Genomic DNA, 17,099 nt, shown 5'->3' with positions numbered 1-17,099 from the left:
GCGAGAGACCGAAGTGGCCTGACGTCTGGGGACGTTCGTCTGTACACAACTGGGGAGCTAAGGCCGTACGCCGACAGATCACGCAGCGCGTGGGTGGCGTGGCGCATGTGGGCGATCCGTGCGGTGGGCAGCAGTTGCGGCAGGTCCTCACCGAAGCCCACCGTGACGACTTCGACTTCGCTCGCCCACGGGCTCATCCCGAGCTCCAGGGCGAGCGAGGTGCACATTTCGGTGATGTGGACCGGGTTGCCGTCCAGCAGCACAGCGGGCACGCGGGCGAGGTTGAGCAGCAGCAGGTCACCCCCTTCCGCGCTGCCGATCGTGACCAGCCCCGGATACGGTGCCGGTACCTCGCGGGCGGTCTCCTCGTCCAGGAGGGCGGCGTCGGCGGCCAGGACCCACCATCCGCCCTTCCCGGAGTCGAAGGGCGCCTGCGGACCCTGGGCGAGGTCCTCGGGAAGCACCTCCACGGTGCGGGCACTGATTCGTGCGGCCCGCAGCGGCGGCAGGTCCGCAGTGTCCTCTTGCTGGGCCATCTGGTGGGCCATGGTCCGCAGGGCCACGTCCAGGCGGACTGCACCGCCCGGTTCGGCGGCCGCCGCCAACTGGGCCTCTGCCGGAGAGGTCTCAGGCGAGATGGCGATCTTCTCGCCCGGCTTGCGGCGCCGGCGCTGCAGCGTCCTGCGCAGCGCGAGAGCACCGGTGATGGCGGCGGCTAGCAGCGCGCCGGCGCCCAGAACGGTGCGCAGGTTCAGCGGGCTGCCAGCTGGAGCCGACGCCGGCGTCTCGGACGCCGTGACGGCGGGGGAGGAGGCAGCGGAACCGGACGGCTCCGCCGACGGCGAGGCGGCAGAGGGGGAAGCGCTGGTGCTGGGCTGGGGCGTCGCGGAGGCCGTCGCGGAAGGAGAGCCCTGCTCCTGCCCGGGCTGCTGGGCGGGGCGGCTGCTCGGTGTGCTGGGGGCCGACGATTGTGGCGCGGGCGCCGTGCTCTGGCCCGGCGCCTGCGCATCCCCCGTGTCATTGCCCGGCTTCTGCTCCCCATCTGGCTTCTGCGTGGCCGGGGGACTGGTCTCCTGGTTGTCCGTCTCGTCGCCGTGGTCGCTGTCTTGTGGCGGCGTGTGCTGGTCGGGCTGAGCGCCGGGCACAGTGACCTGCTGCCCGGCGTAGATCACATCCGGGTCGGTGATCTCGGGCAGGCCGTCCGGCTGCGGCTTGCCCTCGCTGGCCTCGAACAGCGCGGGCCGGTCACGGACAACGTGCCGATCCCGACGGCCGACAGGAATTTCGTGTCGTAGGTGCCGGTGACGGTGACGGTGAGGGTTTTGCCGTCGCCGGACACGCTGACCGTGCCGGTGGCGCCGGCGGAGCGCAGGTAGGCCTGGGCTGCGGTCTGGGCGTCCTGTGGATTGACGACGATCGCGTTGCCGCTGATGGCCTCGGCGGGGTCGATGGCCTGCCCGCCTGCCCGGGCGGCCTCGCCGGCGATGTAGTCGGCGCGCTCGGTGGCGCGCATCTTGCTGCCGCCGTCCACTGCGACGCCGATGATGCCGATCAGCGCGATGACGCACACGGCGACGAACACGGTGACGCCTCCCCGGTCATCCCACCGTGCCCGGCTCAGCCGCATCTGCCGGAAGATCATCAGTCGCCTCGCTGTCTGTACTGATCCACTACCGAGGTCGCCGTCGACGTGAGTGTCCGGGCGCCTGGCACGCCCGGCAGCAGCAGGTCCGACAAGTTGACCGTGCAGGTCACGGTCACCGTGACCGTGCCGACCTGGCCCACCGGCACGCTCAGGCCGCCGGTGTTGACGCTGACGCTGGTGGAGGCGCACGTGATGCCCTGGTCGTTCAGGGACTCGGCGGCCGCCGCGTGCGCGGCGCCCTGGGCGGCGCCTGCAGTGCGGTGAATGGAGGCCTCCCGGGCCGCATCCTCGGCCGCAGAGTCGATCTTCGAGCCAGAGGTGACGATCCGGCCGCCGGCGATCGCCAGACACAGGAACATGATCAGCGACGGGACGACAATGGCCGCCTCGATCGCGGCACTGCCGTCATCGCTGCGAAGTCTGCGAGCCCAACGGACCATGTATCGCACGTGGTTCACCCTCCCGGAACCGTCCAGCGCTCCACCGGGCCGGACGCCGACTGGGTGACCTGCAGGCCCGACACCCCCGGAATCATCGACATGGCCGTACCGGAGACCTGCACCCGCACACGCTGCCCGTCGCTGCTGGCCACGACGCTGTAGCCGCGCAGGCTGTCACCCGCGACGCGCCCCAGCACGTCCCGGGCCTGGGCCGAACCGTCGGCCGGGCTCGACTGGTAGGCGCGGGCCGCGGTGAGGCCCTCGCGGGCAGCGGTCAGCGCGATCTGCCGTGCGTAGTACCACATGGAGGCCTGGATGACGGCCACCGTGGCGAGCAGCACGAACGGGAAGATGATCGCCATCTGGATGGAGGTGTCACCGCGGTCGCCGCGCCATCTTCGCCCCTGCCACCAGTCCTTCAGCCGCTCCGGAGAAGACATCACAGGCCGGAGAGCCTTCCGTTGTACTTGGCGACCACGACGGCGATGGTCCCGGCGATCAGTACGGCGCCGGTGACGGCAGCCACCCAGATGATGACGGTGGTGGTGCTGATGTCGCCGCGGTCCGGCCGGCGCTTGGCCTCCTCCAGGCCCTCCTGCAGACGCGTGGTCGCCCAGTGCACCGCACGGTAGGTGCGGGCTGCGGTGTGCTTCATGATGCTCCTTGCTCCTTCAGAGGTTCAGCGACTCGGGATGGGCTTAGACGGTGAACATGCGGATGACCGCGGGGAACGCCATCAGCAGCATCACCAAGACGGCCAACAAGGCGCCGGGGGCGGTCATCTTCTCGCTGGCGGCATTGGCCTCCGCGGCCTGATCGGCCAGCAGTTCGGAGTTGAGCGCTGTGGTACGGGCACGTAGCGCCTTGTAGACGGCGGCGCCGTCGGTGGCCGAGCCCCGCATGATGTCGGCGACGTCGTCCAGGACGGGCAGGTCGTACTCGGCGGCGAGTTCGGTCAGCGCTTGATAGGGCGGGATCTTTTCCATCCGGGCCCGGCGCAGGGCGCCCTGCAGAAACAGGAAGGGCCAGCCGCGGCCGACCTCGGCGGCCTTCTCCAGTGCCTCGGCGGGGCCGGCGTCGGCGGCCCGCTTGAGCGCGACCAGGTCCAGGTAGGCGGACAGGGCGTGCGCGAACTCCTCCCGGGCCCGCTTGGCCTGGTCGCGCACGGCGAGATCCGGTGTGATGAACAGCAGTCCCGCGATGAGGAGTCCGACGCCGGCGGGCACGTAGAACGGCAGGGAGACGCCCGCGATGATCCACGGAATCGTCGCGATCACCGGGCAGAGCAGGCCCAGCGCGGCGAGCGCGGTCTTCTTCAGCATGAACTGGCCCGGCCCCTGCCCGAGCAGGGCCAGGTTGGTGGTGGGGATCCGCACCCCGGGCAGGCGCTCGAGGCGGGCCAGCAGCCACCGGCCCCACACCTCCTCGCGGTCCAACTCCGGCTCGGGCATGGTCAAGGTGGCCGGGGCACTGCGCTGCAGGGCTGGCCCCAACGCGGGTTGAGGGCGTAGCAGTTCCCGCACCAGCAGCGCGAGGCCGGCGCCTACCGTGCCACCGGTCAGGACCACGGGAAACAGGTTCACGAGGTGACTCCTTCCGGCTCACGGCCGGCGACCGGCATGTTCGGCTCCGTCGCGGGCGCGGGCAGCCGGACTGTGCTGGACGGGTCGGTGGTCAGGAAGCGCGGGATGCGGCGGAAGGCACCCAGCTGACGCATCAGGGCGAGCACTCCGATGAACCCGGCCGTCAGGAAGGCGAGCACGAGCTGACCCAGCAGCGTGGAGTAGGGCTTGGTGTAGGACGGCACGAAGAACCCGGCCACCACGACGCCCACCGTGATGATGGTCATCCACCGCACTGTGGTCCGCGGCTTCGCCCGGTCCGCCTCGATGGCGCGCTTCTTGGCGACCTCGTCGCGGACCGTTCCCGCCAGGTCCTCCAGCGCCTGGGCCAGGCCCGGGCCGCGGTCGTTGACGGACAGGATGAGCGCGGCAACCACCTTGTCCGCGGTCACATCGTCCAGTTCATCCGCGAACGCGCGGAGCGCTCCCTCCGGCCGCCAGCCCAGACGCAGCCGGTCGGACAGATTGATGATCTGCGGGGCAAGCTCCTCCGGGGCCCCCTGACGGCTGGTGACCATCGCCTGTTCCAGACCCATGCCCAGCCGGAGCAGACCGGCCAGCCGCTGAGTCCACTCGCTGAGGGCCTCCAGCTGGCCGATGCGTTCCTGCGCCAACTGCGCCGGGCTGATCAGCCAGGGCACGCCGATCACGGCCGCGCCCAGCAGCGCACCGCCCACGAAGTTCCCCGAGACCAGCCACACACCCGCGAAGACCACGACAGCCAAGGCCGCGAGGGTCCGCCGGCGCAGCCGGACGTCCTCGCCCTGGTCCTTCTGGGCGCGCAGGGCCTGCCACCGCTGCCGCAGCGGGGCCCGGCGCGGCGCCGTCGTGCCAACGAGACCTGTCACGACGCCGATCAGCCCGCCGATGACGGCCATGCCGCTCAAGAACCCCCACAACAGGGTCATCGGCTCACCCCCACCTTCAGCGGCAGCGGCGCCTGCCAAGCCCCGTAGGGCTGCTGCAGCAGGGCGGAGTCGAAGCCGACGCGACGCAGGTCGTCGATACAGCCCGGGTCCATCCGCGGCACCGCGCGCAGATTGCCGAACTCGGCACCGGGGGAGAAGACCGTATTGGTGGCGGGACGGCCGTTCTCGCCGATCCCGGTCAGCTCCAGGACGTGGGAGACGTAGCGGTGACGGCGGCCGCCGATCTGCGTCTCATCGGTCATGTCGACGTACACGATGAAGTCCAGGCCGTTGGCGGTCTGCCGGTAGGCGAGCTGCTCGGACAGGTTGTCCTGAGCGAGCGCGTACAGCTCGGCGATCCGGTCGAAGATGATGTCGGGCCTTCTAGCGTGGATCGTGCACAGGTTGCCGCCCGAGCCGTTCGTCAACGCCTGCATCATGGCGACGACTTCCGGGCCGCGGACCTCGCCGACCACGATCCGCTCCAGCGACATCCGCAGCGCCGGATGCATCAGGTCCAGCAGCGTGACCTCGCCGGCGCCCCGTCCTGTGACGTCCTTCTCCCCGTTGGACTCACGGCCCACCAGGGAGACGACCTGCCGGTGGTAGCCGTTGGCGTGGGCGAACAGTTCGTCCTCGGTCTGGATGGTCGCGAACCGGCACTCCGGGTCGAACTCCTTGAGCATCGCCCGCAGCAGTGTGGTCTTCCCGGCCTTCTGCTTCCCCGCGATCATGATGTTCTTCTCCGCGCGCACGCACGCACCGAGGAAGTCGCGCAGGATCGGGTCGATCGTGCCCAGCCGCACGAGGTCGTCGAGATCGGCGTGAGAGACTCGGTGCCGACGGATGACCGCATAGGTCATCGGACCCAGCCCAGTGATCGCCTGAAGGCGGGAGCCGTCCTGCAGGGACAGGGCGAGAGTCGGGTTCGCGGTGGAGATGGTGCGCTCGTTATGCCCGGACCCCCGGGCTAACTCCCGCAGCAGCTCCAGCAGTTCCTCTTCCGACTCCGCGATCGGCCCGACCATCCGGCGCTCGCCGTCGCCGTAGTCGAGCCACACCTCGTCCGGGCCCTGGATAATGATGTCCTCGACCCGCTCATCGTCCAGGTACGGCTGCAACCTGCCGGCCCGAAAGAGAAGGTCATAGACGGCACGCCGCAGTGCTTCGTCTTCCTGCGGCGCCATCGCCGCTGCGTCCGACCACAGCGCGACCGCCTCGTTGATCCAGTCCAGGCAGCGCTGCTCTTCGCTGGCCCGATCCATCTCAGGCGTCGTCTTCAGCAACTCCTCGCGCTGCTTGGCGACCTGGCCGGCGATGTGCCGGGCCACCTTGTAATCGACGGTGACCTGAGGCGTGGCGGTGCCGAGCGCGTGCGTACTCGAGGCAGCACCGGCAGGGGCAGGTGCGCCGTTCGCCTGGTGGGGCCACGCCTGCCGGGGGCGGCCGGGCGGCGAAGCCACGATGGGATCGGTATGCAAGGGCCTACCGCGCACGGGTTACCTCCCCGCCTGCGGCAAACGTGCTCGGATCGAGGCGGGCCCGGCGCATCGCGGCCCGCTGGACCAGCAGGGTGCTGCCCGTCCTGGCTGCCTTCATCAGCGCGGACTTGGTGAAGTGGCGCGGCTGCTCGGTACCGTCGGACAGCACGCGGGCGTCCTTCGGCGCGTACGGCAGTGTCGCCACCACCGGCACCTGCAGCACCCGCTGCACCTCGCCCGCGGGGTACGGACCCTCGTTGATCATCAGCACGCCTACGTCACCGACCCGCTCCTCCAGCGCGCGCACCCGGCCCTCGGCCGCCTGCAGGCAGCGCAGCGTGTTGCGCACCACCACGAACACGGCGTCGGCCTGCTCGGCCAGCACACCGGACGGACCGAAGGCCCCCCGGCGGCCGAGGTCGATCAGGACGTCGTGGCCGTGCTCGGCCTCGATGCCGCGGAAGATGACACCCAGGGCCTTCCACACCGACCCCAGGCTCGCCGCCTGCGCGGGGTCCGTGATGCCCGGCAGAAGGAGCCGGTCGCGCGGCGACTCCTTCTTGCCCTCCTCGCTGCCCAGGTCGATCAGCTGACGCCAAAACGCGTCGCCGAGGTCACCCTGGCGGGCGGCGACCGAGAGGTTCCGCAGCCCGTACCGGTCGCCGAGCGTGCCCTGCAACAGCCCGTGCAGCACAGCCCCGCCGTCCGGGTCGCACTCGGCCAGGACCATCCTCCGGCCCGGCTCCAGCGGCCACGACAGCAGCAAAACGAGCGCGCTCGTGGTCACACCGGGCGCGCCACTGCAGCCGGCCAGCGCGATGACAGCCATCAGTTACCGTCCGGAGCGGCGAGGACCAGGCGCAAGGTGCCGGCCGACACCCAGGCGGCGGCGGTGGGGCCGTCAGCGGCGGATGTGGCGACGTCGACGACCACGATCCCGGTGCCGGGGGCGGCGCTGGAGGCCTTCACGACCCGTCCGTCGATGGTCTGCGGCGCGGCGTCGGACGTCTTGCCGGTGTCCGTCGCACCCTGGGCCGGGACGTGGACCAGCTGTACCTTCTGGCCCGGCACCAGCGCGGTGGCCGGGATCTGCTTGGGCTCAAGCCCGATCGGCACCAAGTGCTCGCCAGCCTTGACCAGCGAGTCCTTCGTCACCTGCGACGGGGCGAGGAGCGATCCGGGCTTGAGCTCCACGGCGGCCCGCTTGCCCACCACCGAGTCCAGGTCGTCGCTGCGCACCGCCTTGACGGCCGGGTCCAGGGCGATGGAGGCCTTGCCCAGGTCGTCCTCGGTGAGGACCTGACCGACCTGGACGTCGCGGACCACGGTCACCACGTCGGTGCGGTTACCGACCTGCAGCAGCAGCACGGCAACACCGGCTCCTCCAGCGGCGATCAGTGCTAGCGACAGGGCAATGACACCCGGCCGGCGCCTGCGGGCCGACACCCGTGGGGGAGCCACCGGTCCGGCTACACGTCCCTGCTGGGGGACTCCGTTGGGGCTGGCTGCGTCTACACGTTCTTGAGTCTTGCTCAACGTTCTGTCCTTCCGGCGGCGTTACCTGACGACCTGCAGCTCGCCGATCGCCACCTGCACGTTGGTCTGCCGGATCTCGGTGAGCTGGCCAGCCGCTCCGCCGCCCTGCCAGTCGATCGTCCACGTCGAGGTCGCGGTGACCAGGTACTTGCCGCTCTGGGCACCAGCTGAGGTCTTGGAATACACGTGTCCGCAGGTCGGTGACTGGACCATGCCCTCGGACGCCTGGTACGGCGTGCCCGGGCCGTTGCACGTCACGGTGGATCCGTCGCCCATCTGCCACACGATCTTGGAGACCTTCGCGGTCGCGGTGACGGTTATCCCGCCCGCCGAGGCCGACGCGGTGTTGGGTCCGAAGGTCGTGGCGCTCTGGTTGACCCACATCCACATCGGGACACCCACGGTGTACTTCCCGGCCGCCTTCGGGCTGGCGATGTCCGGGCCGAGCAGCGTCATGGAATCGACCGCGCGCTGCGCCAAGACAGCCGGGTCGACGGTCTCTTGCTCGGGAGGGTCGGCCAGCCACACCATCCGAGTAATGGTGAAGTCCCCTCCGTCCCGCGTGCAGCTCTGTTCGTACACGGCCCCGTCGCCGGGCGTGTGGCCTTCCCAGTCCAGGCTCCCGGCGGGCGGCTGCGGGTCTGCGAGCTTGTAGGTGCAGACATCCGCGGACTCGCCGTCACCGCCGGCCGAGCCACCGCCTCCGCCCGATCCGCCGGTGCTGCCGTTGCCGCTTTCTTGTCCACCGGCCTGCCCGGGGACGTCGACCTCGACCTCGCAGGTGTACCGGCCGCAATGGATGCCGCCACCCCCCTTGGGGTCATCTTCCGCGTAGCTGTTGACAGGGGCGGCGAGCGCGGCCAGAACGGTCGCCGCGGTGACGACGATGCGGCGGGTCAGCACGACTTCCCCTGGGGCTCGTCGCGGGTGACGCGCCACCCTTCCGGATACTTCTCGACAGTGCTGACGATCACGTACTTCGTCAGCCGGTTGTCCGGGAGGGTCACCGGCTTCTTGGTTTCGGCATGGAGGGTCTGCCAACGTGAGATGTCCAGGCAGCTGGAGACGGTCGCATTCGGGATCTTGCCCGAGGTGTCGACCTTGGTGACGGCCTGGTCGGTGACGGCGACCTCGCCGGTGTTGATGAGGCCGCGGTCATGGGTGCTCTTGGCGTCTGCCTCAGCGTTCTTCAAGGCGGCGGATGCGGCGTACTGATCAAGATGGGCGCTCTTGCCCGTAGGGTCGGCGTAGAGCTTTTCCATCTCCTGCCAATAGGCCCGGTACGCTGTGATCGCTTCCTTCTTCGCAATCTCCTTCGGATCTGTAGTGGCAGAAGCCGTCGGAGACTTGGTGACCGTCGGGGACTCGTCGCTCGGCTCATCCTTCCCGTCGGATGAGCTGCACGCGGTCAGGGCGAGCGCGGCGCACAGCGTGAGGGACACGGCGGCGGCCTTTCGGAAGTGAACAGTGGAATGGTGTGCGCGGCGTTTCACGATGCCTCCCCGTACGGCGCGGTGTGACATGACCGTTGCCTGAGCCGCCGACGGACGGCGGTCCAGCTTCCGCGGCCTGGTCCAGGTGCGGTGATCCGTTTGCGTAGCCGCAAGATTACGCATATGCCAGTCAACTTCCCAGCTTGATAATCGAGTTCACTCTTACAACTCGGGATGCATCCGGTCACTTTCGGAACCGGATGTCGATTTGTAGTTGTGTGTATTCGCTCGTCCCGCCAGTACACGATCCGGCTTGTTCGTCGCGCCGCACGGACCCTGTGAGTCCGCTCTGTGAGGCGGCGAGATCTCGACCGTCGGCACCTCCGGCGGCCGGCCTCCGTGAGTCGGGTGTGACGGAATGGCTCATCCCGGCCATGGAGAAGGAGTCCTCTCGCCGCTCAGGCGGGAGGGGTTTCGGCCATACGGTGATCACATCGCCGTCGAGCGTCACGTGCCGGCCCGGGAACTGACGGCGCACCAGGTTCAGGTCGTCCAAGTCGAAGTCTTCGATCCCCTCGACCACGCAGGCGCTCCCGACGTACGAGACGGCCCGCGTGCGGACGGGCCACACGCCTTCGGTGAACTCTTCGGTGCTGCGAACTTCGCCAGTAGCTAGTGTCATCTGGCATCCCCTAAGTTCTGTGCACGCAGGGCGTATTCGGTCTCGCGCCCCATTATGCAGTAGCAAGTTACTGGTTCGCGTGAGCAAATATCAAGCGTTCTCGGGGGCAGGGGGAGTCACAGCTCGGTCCAGGGCCGGGCTCGCCGGTCGCGGCGCAGCTCGATCGGTCCTGCGGCTGGGCAAGCAGTCACTCGTACACCTCCTTCGACAGAGGTACCGGGGCGGCGCCGGCAGAGGAGTGCTCGGCGAGGAACGCGGCGACGCGGCCGAACTGTTCGGCGGCGCGGTCGGTGAGCTGGTCAAGGGGGAGTGCTCCGGCGTTCGCGAGGGCGGCCTGCTCCAGCGCGGGGACCTGCCGAGGGCGTGCCTGACCGGCGAAGACCGCGTCGAGATGGGGCCCGCGCAGCTGCACCGGGCCGACCCGACGCCCGTGCACGTTCATGGAGACGTAGTGCTCGAACCGCTCCATGGTGGCGACCCGGTCAGGGCTGGGGTTGTCGCCCCACTCCGCGGTGATCGGCGCGATCGCGGACTTCGACCCTGCCGTGGTGGCCAGCGTGGACGCGTTCTGCACCAGGGACAGCCGCACCGGCGTGGGAAGGCGGGCCAACAGCTGCGTCATGCCGTGGACCTGGCACTTGTACTTACGGAAGTCCTCGAACATGGCGGCGATAGTCTCCGGCGCGGCACCCGTCAGCGTGATCAGCTCGTCGAAGTACGGGCGGAACGGCACCCGCTTCTCCTCCGGGGTATCGCGGCGCGAGCGCACAGCCCGCAGCAGATCGCGGGCGAGCAGCGCGGTCACTAGCCGGTCGGTGGGACCGTTGCCGCCCGGGCACACCCACACGATCATCCGGGAGTCCATCGCCGCGCGGATGTTGTAGACGCCGACCGGCTGGCCGAGGAATGCACGGGTGACCGGGTTGGCGGCCAGCCGGGCGATCGGGTTGAGGACTACAGCGAACGCGTCGGGCGGCAAAGTTGGGAACACCACCTGCCACCAGGCGCGGGTCTCCTCATCCAGGCGGCCCGTCACCGCGGCGAGCGCCGACCGGCGGAACGTTGCATCGGAGAGCAGTGCCCGCATGTGGAAGATCGTGGACTGGTCCTCGGGACGGCCGGCCTGGCAGGCGGCCTCGTTGATGGCGACCAGGACGGCCAGAGCGGCGGTCAGGATGGTGATCGCGCGCGGCGCGGTCATGTCGTCCCAGCCCAGTGCGGAGGCGTAGGCGTCGGTGATTGCCTCGACGACCTCGTGGGCCGCCTGGCCCTGGTGCATGCCGAGCGGATTCCACGAACTCACCCGCGGGGAGGGGCCGAGGCCGTTGAGGTCGATCAGCGCGATGCGCCGCATGAGGGTCTCGTGCGCGAGGAACGTGGTGGCGCGCGGCCAGGAGTCACGGTGCGGGTCGAGGAACAGCAGCCCGCCACCGGCATGCGCCCAGCCGATCGCCTGTGCCAGCGCGCGTTCCGTCTTGCCGCCGCCGGCCTTGCCCACCCCGACTTCGAACAGGGTCTCCTCGGCGTAGGTGGCGACCAGGCGTTCCCGGCCGTCCGGGCCCCGGTAGATGCCCTGCAGCAGCAGCTCCGGCTCACCGAATACGAAGGTCGGCAGGTCACTGGCGAGCACGGGCAAACGGCAGTGCGTAGTGGGGGGCTTGAGCAGGCCGGTCAGTTCCTCCAGCCGGACCCAGTTGGCGCGGGGCGGCTGGCAGTGCCCCAGATTCCAGCGGCGCTCGAAGCCGTGACGCGTCGGCCAGTGGTCGGCGCCCACCCGCCACGGTCCCAGGCGCCATCCGCGCATGGCCCACCGTGAGCGGCCGCCGAACACGTCGAAGGCGGCCTGGAGTTGGGCGAGCCGTGCCTGGGCGCGGCCCTCGGTGTTCGAGGCACACATCACGAGCAGCTGGACCCGGACGAGGTGGTCGTCGTCGGCGAGCTTGCCCAGCGCCTCGGCCGGCTCGACCCGGCGGGGTACTGGCGGCATGAGCAGCCGCCGTCCGGCGCCCGAGCTGGGCTTGTCGCTGAGCATCTGCTGCAGCTGCCAGCCCATCGAGTCCTCGATGCCGCTGGCGTCCTGCCGCAGCCAGCGGGCGGCCCGCTGGGCCTCCCGACGTTCGGACCGGCGGGCGGCACCCATCAGTTGCAGGCGGCGCGCCCGCAGCGCCCATTTGGGGGCCCGCTGGATGTCGAGCCGGATCTCGGCGAGGTCGCCGACCTCGGCGCGCAGGTCGGACACGGCGTCGACGAGCGGCTGGAGCGGGTCGGGGGTGAGGGGCACCTCCCGCAAGGGAGCGGTGGGCTTGCCACGCAGGATGAACTCAGCCCGCACGGTGTGCTGGCGCGGCTCGTCGACGATCGGCCGGGCACGGTTGACGGTGACGTCCGGCCCGAACGGGGTGATAGACAAAAGGCGTTGGCCGCCGGCCGGGCCTTCGATGCGGTAGCGCAGCGGGCTGGAGCCGTCCGCGCGCAGCCGGATCTGCACGGCCTTCGCCCTGCGGGGCGCCCACCAGGGCATGGACGTGGACGCGCGGGCGAGCTGTACGCCGCGGCGGAAGATCTCCTCCATGCTCGGGGCGAAGTGCCGGTTGGACACCAGCTCCAGGGCCATCCGCTCGGCCGAGGCGTGTGCTGCGAGCCGACGTACGATGATCTCGCCGACGCCCCAGGTCACAGCAATGGCCAGGGCGAGCAGGTACCAGTGGTCGTAGAGCCAGTCGGCGGCGTTGACCAGGTTGGCCAGTAGGCCGAGTACCTGACCGGCCGCCGTGTCATCGGCCCGGTCGGTCACGTGCGGGGCTGCGGAGTCCACGTGGGTTCTCCTTCCTTCTTAGAAGTCGTACGGGTGAAGTGGAGGTCGGTGATGCGGCCGTCGGTGTAGGTGCCGCCGCGGTCGGTGCCCGCCCACACCAGGTGCACCACCGCCCGGTCAGCCGCACCGTCGCGGCGGGCGATGATGGCCTGGACGCGGAAGCGGGCGGTGGCGAACGCCGGGGCGACCGCCTGATCCCGGTCGCCGAAGACTGTCGGCCACGTTTCGCGGCCGATACCGGTGGCGTCCGCTCGCAGCAGCTCACGGCCGACGGCGCGCAGATGCCGCTCGTCTTCGGCGGCAAGGTCCGCGGGCCAGGCGGCTTCCAGGGCCTGTTGGATGAACCGATCACCGGCCACGCCCTCGCCGTGCGGCGGCAGCGCTGAAGCGATGGCCGACTTGGTCGGCGTAGCGGCCGACGTGTCCGATGTGGGCGCGCGGCTTGCCGCACGGTGCCCGCTGGCGAGAGAGTCTGAGGCGCGGGCTGCGGACGCGGCCCCGGGCGGCGGCGTTGGGGAAGCGGATGCGCTGGGCCGGGGTGGCAGAGCCAGCAGTACGACCCCGGCCACGGCCAGGACCAGGGTGGCGATCAGCAGCAGGCGCGGCGAGCGCGGCGAAGGCGTCGTCATAGCAGCCGCGCCCCTCCCGCAAAACCGGACATCGCGTTGACCGCGTCCAGCCGTACGACGGTGCCCGGGCGGGCAGCGTTGATCATCTGCCCGCTGCCGACGTAGATGCCGACGTGATAGATCGTCGAATCCCGACCCGGGGCGTAGGCGTAGAAGACGAGGTCACCCGCCTTGAGTGCGCTGGTGCCGAGACTGGCGGGGATCCGCTGCCCGACACGGGCCTGGGCCGCCGCGGTGCGCGGCAGGCGGATGCCGGCCTTGGCGTACGCGTAGGTGGTCAGCCCCGAGCAGTCGAAGCCCTTGATGGTCGCGCCGCTCTTGCCACTGGGGGAGCAGCAGATCCCATAGGACCTGCCGCTCGCGTTGCCGCCGCCCCAGGAATAGGGCACACCTCGCTGGGAGAGCGCCGCCTCGATCACGGCGCGCACCTTCCCCGACACGTTTTTCAGGTCCGGGTCCTTGGCGGCCGCCGTGTACTGGTCGATCCAGCCCAGCACGTTCGAGACGTATTCGTTTGAGTGGTTGTACTGCAGGATCGCGGCCTTGAGCTGGGAACGCTTCGTCAGATCACGGCCGTTGCCGCACAGGTAGATGCCGGCGCCGAGGGCGGCGTCGTCGGCGTTGTGCGGGTCGGCAGCCTTGTCCCCGTTGAGGTCTTTCCCGACGCCCTCCCAGGTGGAGGGCAAGAACTGTAACGGGCCGACGGCGCGCTCCCCGTTCGCGGTGCCGTCCCAGCGGCCGTTGTCGGTGTCCGGGAAGACGCTGGTGTTGCCGCCCGCCCCGGAGCCGTTGAGGAGCACCCCATAGATCTTCGGGCGGATGTCGCCGTTGTCGGCGATGTTCCGGCCCACGGCGTGGTTGGACTCGACCTTGGCGATCCCGGCCAGGATCAGCCAGCGCATGCCCCGGCACTTGGGCACATGCCGGCCGACCTGCTGGACCGCCTTCTTGTAGGCGGTGAACATGCGCGGCGGGATGTCCGCGGCGGTGCCGCCCTCGGCGATCCCGCCGTCGTCACTCGCACCCGTCTGCAGCGCCACATACGCGCTGATCGCGTTCGACACCGGCGCTGCACAGCACACGGCGGCGAACATCAGCAGCGCCACCATGCATCCCCACCGCCGGACGCGGCGCCCGGACGGCCTCACTCGTCCTCACCGTCCTCGTCCCGCCGCCGGGCACGCTCCTGGCGCAGCCGCTCGGCCTCGGGCGCGGTCCGCCGCATCAGCTCCTGCATCCGGGCCCGCGCCTCGTCGCGCGTCCTGCTGCGCGCGCTCCCGACCCCGGGAAGTACCGGCCCGTCAGGCCTGCCGCTCGCCGGAGGCCGCGGTGCACCGCCTCCCCGCCGCGGGGGCGGTGCCGGAGCAGGCGGCGCTACTGCGGGGCCCCCGGTGCCAGAGACTGGTGCACTGGGCCGCGCGGAGGTCGGGCCCGTACGGCCCGAGGAGCCGCCGGACCTGGCAGGGCGTGGCGGAGCAGCCGGACGGGTGGTCGCGGCCGCCGATGTGGCGGTCGGCAGGCGGCGGCTGACGAACGGACCCGTCCCGCCGCTGTCGGCGGTGTGCTCCCGCAGGACACGGGAGACGTGACGGCCCGTGCCACCCCAGGCCCGGCCGTCTTCGCGCACGGTGTTGCCCCACACCCGCACCTGCTGACGGGCGTCCTGGGAGTAGCGCGAGCCCCCCGGCCGGGCCCGGCGGACGTTGGCCGGCAGACCGACCGTGGTCCCGTAGGCGGCCCGACCGCCCCGGTTGAGGATGCGGTAGCCGCGGAAGCGGACCAGCCGGTTGTGGGCGCGCGTGGACAGCAGGGTGCGGTCGGTGTTCTGGTCGTGCAGCACCTGACCGGAGTTGCGGTCGACGATCTGGCCGTCGTCGTTGCGGTACCGGTCGGGCGGGCCTCCGGGCCTGCGCGGCCCGCCGCCGCCCGCACCGCCCTGACCGTCGTCCGATCCGCCAGTGTGCGGGTCGCCTTCGGCGGTGGGCTTGCGCCACTTGGCCAACTGCTCCTTGTCCGGCCGGCGGCCGATCAGCAGCCAGTGCGCCCCCTTCCCGCCGAGCCGTGCGCCCAGCCCGCCCACGGCCGCGGCCGCGGTGAGCGGGGCGAGACCGCGTCCGGCTTCGGCGGTGGCATCGGCGAGGATTCCGCCGGTGTCCACGGGCATGCCCGCGCCGTCGAACAAGGAGGTGAGCGCGCCCATCAGCCGCTGGCGGGTGCCGAGCATCCCGTACCGGCCACCACTTCCGGTGAAGGCGCGCAGCCCGCCGCCGTATCCGCCCATCGCGGCGGGGGAGTTCATCGCAAGCGCGGCGCCGAGCTCGCTGGTGTCGCCCGGCATGTGGGTGCCGCCGACCTTGGCGTAGCGCATCCGCATGGCCATGCGCCGCCCGAAGGAGGTGATGCCAGTCAGCAGTTTGCGGTGCCCGGCCGCGCCCGCGATGGCCAGCACGTCGATTAGCAGGATCCGTTCCACCATCAGGTCGGGGCCGTTGGTGATGGTGGCGTCCACAGCGATGCCGAAGAACGGCACGAAGGCACAGACCCCGACCAGCGTCAGGATCGAGATCCCCCACACCGACAGCCACTTCCACACCGACTGCCGGGCGGGCCCGGGCAGCATCCCGGCGATGAAGGTGACCCCGCCGGCGGCCGCGGCCGCCGCGCAGATGCCCTGGGTGCCGAGCAGGACGATCGCGGAGGACAGGAGCATGCCGCAGATGAACAGAGCGGCGATCAGCAGCAGGGCGGTGCCGCCGACCCGCCACCAGGTGGGCTTCTCCGCGTAGGCGGCGCACGACTTGCCGACCGGGCCCGCCTTCTTCAAGTCGGCGAGGAACGCGGCGAATTCCTGGTCCTCTTCGCTGACGACCGGAGTGACGGCGTCCAGCAGTTCGCCGCCAGGGGTGAGGGAGGGAAGGTCGTCACTCCTGCCGCGCTCGCAGTACTTCTTGGCCGGGCCGATGATCAGGCTGCAAGCGTCCTTGCGGTCTTCCGAGGGCTCGGCATCCGCCTTGTAGCCACCAACAACCCACTTCAGGTGGATCGCGTACGCCTTGCGGTCGGAGTCCTTGGCCGGGTCGAGGATGCGCCCGTATTGCAGCAGCATGTAGGGCTTGACGATCAGTGCGTTGGTGATCGAGTCCTGGAGGGGGCGGGCCACGTCCGTCGAGGAGACAGGGGCTTCGTTCTCCCGCTCCAGGCACTTGACCTCCTGCATGCCGGCCATGCCGTCGCAGGGGCCACGGCTGGCGAGCTTGCCGCCCCAGTTGTAGGAGTTGACGCTCTCCTTGGCGACCTCGGCGGCCACCTGCTGGGACTGCCCCAGCGGGCCGTCCTGGGTGAGCAGGTAGTCGGGGCGGACGAACGCGGACGCGGCGAACGCAGCGATCAGCAGGGTCAGGAAGATTTCGCCCAGACCGCGGCCGACGCGGCCGCGCACGATCATGAACCCGGCGAACACGAACGCCCAGGCCAGCAGCAGCCCCTTCAGCCCGAGCGTGTCGACGACCACGTTGTCGTAGGCGTCGGCGACCTTCTGCGCCGGACGGATCAGGATCTTGAGCAGCGGGAACCGGAAGGCGACCTCGATCGCCCACCCGGCCAGTCCGACCAGCAGCCGGATGAGGGTGAAAAGGCCGGACAGGGCGAGGGCAAGGGACTGCGTCTTGAAGCTGACGATGGAGCCGCCCTCGGAGTTCAGCTCGTAGCCGTTGATCGGCACCCCCTCGGAGGAGGTGATGTTCAACGGTGTGAGGAGGTCACCGGCCTCGCTGTCGCTGCTTGCCGCATACACGACCTGGCTGTTCACCATGACGAACACGCCGGTGAGCAGCAGGTGTCGGCGTACGGCCTTAGCTCCCCAGTTGTGTACAGACGAACGTCCCCAGACGTCAGGCCACTTCGGTCTC

General features: G+C 70.3%; 16 protein-coding genes and 1 pseudogene. All 17 read right to left on the bottom strand.

The features are described from left to right. A pseudogene (locus tag ACWV17_RS33265) lies at positions 1-1,172 on the bottom strand (LysM peptidoglycan-binding domain-containing protein); the annotation flags it as partial. Further along, complete coding sequence (locus ACWV17_RS33260; protein WP_455362587.1) at positions 1,169-1,642, bottom strand: TadE/TadG family type IV pilus assembly protein; 474 nt, start codon at positions 1,640-1,642, stop codon at positions 1,169-1,171. The pseudogene ACWV17_RS33265 and the gene ACWV17_RS33260, both read right to left, overlap by 4 nt. Beyond that, positions 1,642-2,085, bottom strand: coding sequence for a TadE/TadG family type IV pilus assembly protein (locus tag ACWV17_RS33255; RefSeq protein ID WP_455362590.1), 444 nt, complete (start codon positions 2,083-2,085; stop codon positions 1,642-1,644). The genes ACWV17_RS33260 and ACWV17_RS33255 overlap by 1 nt, the downstream gene beginning before the upstream one ends. Before the next feature lie 14 nt (positions 2,086-2,099). Beyond that, complete coding sequence (locus ACWV17_RS33250) at positions 2,100-2,525, bottom strand: TadE/TadG family type IV pilus assembly protein (protein ID WP_455362586.1); 426 nt, start codon at positions 2,523-2,525, stop codon at positions 2,100-2,102. Next, the gene (locus ACWV17_RS33245; protein ID WP_455362585.1) at positions 2,525-2,740 is read right to left on the bottom strand and encodes a hypothetical protein; all 216 of its coding nucleotides are present in this window, start codon (positions 2,738-2,740) and stop codon (positions 2,525-2,527) included. Before ACWV17_RS33245 ends, ACWV17_RS33250 begins: the two co-directional genes overlap by 1 nt. A gap of 43 nt (positions 2,741-2,783) precedes the next feature. Then, positions 2,784-3,668: a type II secretion system F family protein gene (locus ACWV17_RS33240; protein ID WP_455362584.1), complete on the bottom strand. Its 885-nt coding sequence runs from the start codon at positions 3,666-3,668 to the stop codon at positions 2,784-2,786. Beyond that, on the bottom strand, positions 3,665-4,615 hold the full coding sequence (locus ACWV17_RS33235) for a type II secretion system F family protein (RefSeq protein WP_455362583.1): 951 nt from the start codon (positions 4,613-4,615) through the stop codon (positions 3,665-3,667). Before ACWV17_RS33235 ends, ACWV17_RS33240 begins: the two co-directional genes overlap by 4 nt. Then, positions 4,612-6,111: a CpaF family protein gene (locus tag ACWV17_RS33230; protein ID WP_455362582.1), complete on the bottom strand. Its 1,500-nt coding sequence runs from the start codon at positions 6,109-6,111 to the stop codon at positions 4,612-4,614. Before ACWV17_RS33230 ends, ACWV17_RS33235 begins: the two co-directional genes overlap by 4 nt. Further along, on the bottom strand, positions 6,101-6,925 hold the full coding sequence (locus ACWV17_RS33225) for a hypothetical protein (protein WP_455362581.1): 825 nt from the start codon (positions 6,923-6,925) through the stop codon (positions 6,101-6,103). Before ACWV17_RS33225 ends, ACWV17_RS33230 begins: the two co-directional genes overlap by 11 nt. Then, a complete protein-coding gene (locus ACWV17_RS33220; RefSeq protein WP_455362589.1) occupies positions 6,925-7,542 on the bottom strand; it encodes an SAF domain-containing protein in 618 nt (205 codons plus the stop codon). Before ACWV17_RS33220 ends, ACWV17_RS33225 begins: the two co-directional genes overlap by 1 nt. A 111-nt stretch (positions 7,543-7,653) precedes the next feature. Continuing rightward, positions 7,654-8,535 carry an ATP/GTP-binding protein gene (locus ACWV17_RS33215; protein WP_455362580.1) on the bottom strand — a complete coding sequence of 294 codons (882 nt, stop codon included), beginning with the start codon at positions 8,533-8,535 and terminating at the stop codon, positions 7,654-7,656. After that, positions 8,529-9,125, bottom strand: coding sequence for a hypothetical protein (locus ACWV17_RS33210; RefSeq protein ID WP_455362579.1), 597 nt, complete (start codon positions 9,123-9,125; stop codon positions 8,529-8,531). Before ACWV17_RS33210 ends, ACWV17_RS33215 begins: the two co-directional genes overlap by 7 nt. Positions 9,126-9,309: 184 nt before the next feature. After that, positions 9,310-9,648, bottom strand: coding sequence for a hypothetical protein (locus tag ACWV17_RS33205; protein ID WP_455362578.1), 339 nt, complete (start codon positions 9,646-9,648; stop codon positions 9,310-9,312). 286 nt (positions 9,649-9,934) lie between these two features. Further along, positions 9,935-12,562, bottom strand: a complete 2,628-nt coding sequence (locus ACWV17_RS33200; RefSeq protein ID WP_455362577.1) for an ATP/GTP-binding protein — start codon at positions 12,560-12,562, stop codon at positions 9,935-9,937. Further along, entirely contained in the window at positions 12,538-13,191 is a 654-nt protein-coding gene (locus tag ACWV17_RS33195; protein WP_455362576.1) for a hypothetical protein, read from the bottom strand. Before ACWV17_RS33195 ends, ACWV17_RS33200 begins: the two co-directional genes overlap by 25 nt. After that, positions 13,188-14,300, bottom strand: coding sequence for a C40 family peptidase (locus ACWV17_RS33190; RefSeq protein ID WP_455362575.1), 1,113 nt, complete (start codon positions 14,298-14,300; stop codon positions 13,188-13,190). Before ACWV17_RS33190 ends, ACWV17_RS33195 begins: the two co-directional genes overlap by 4 nt. 35 nt (positions 14,301-14,335) lie before the next feature. Then, the gene (locus tag ACWV17_RS33185; RefSeq protein ID WP_455362588.1) at positions 14,336-17,002 is read right to left on the bottom strand and encodes a hypothetical protein; all 2,667 of its coding nucleotides are present in this window, start codon (positions 17,000-17,002) and stop codon (positions 14,336-14,338) included. Positions 17,003-17,099: the final 97 nt, after the last annotated feature.

This window comes from Streptomyces mabaensis (assembly GCF_053763515.1).
This window is presented reverse-complemented; position numbering and strand designations above follow the sequence as displayed.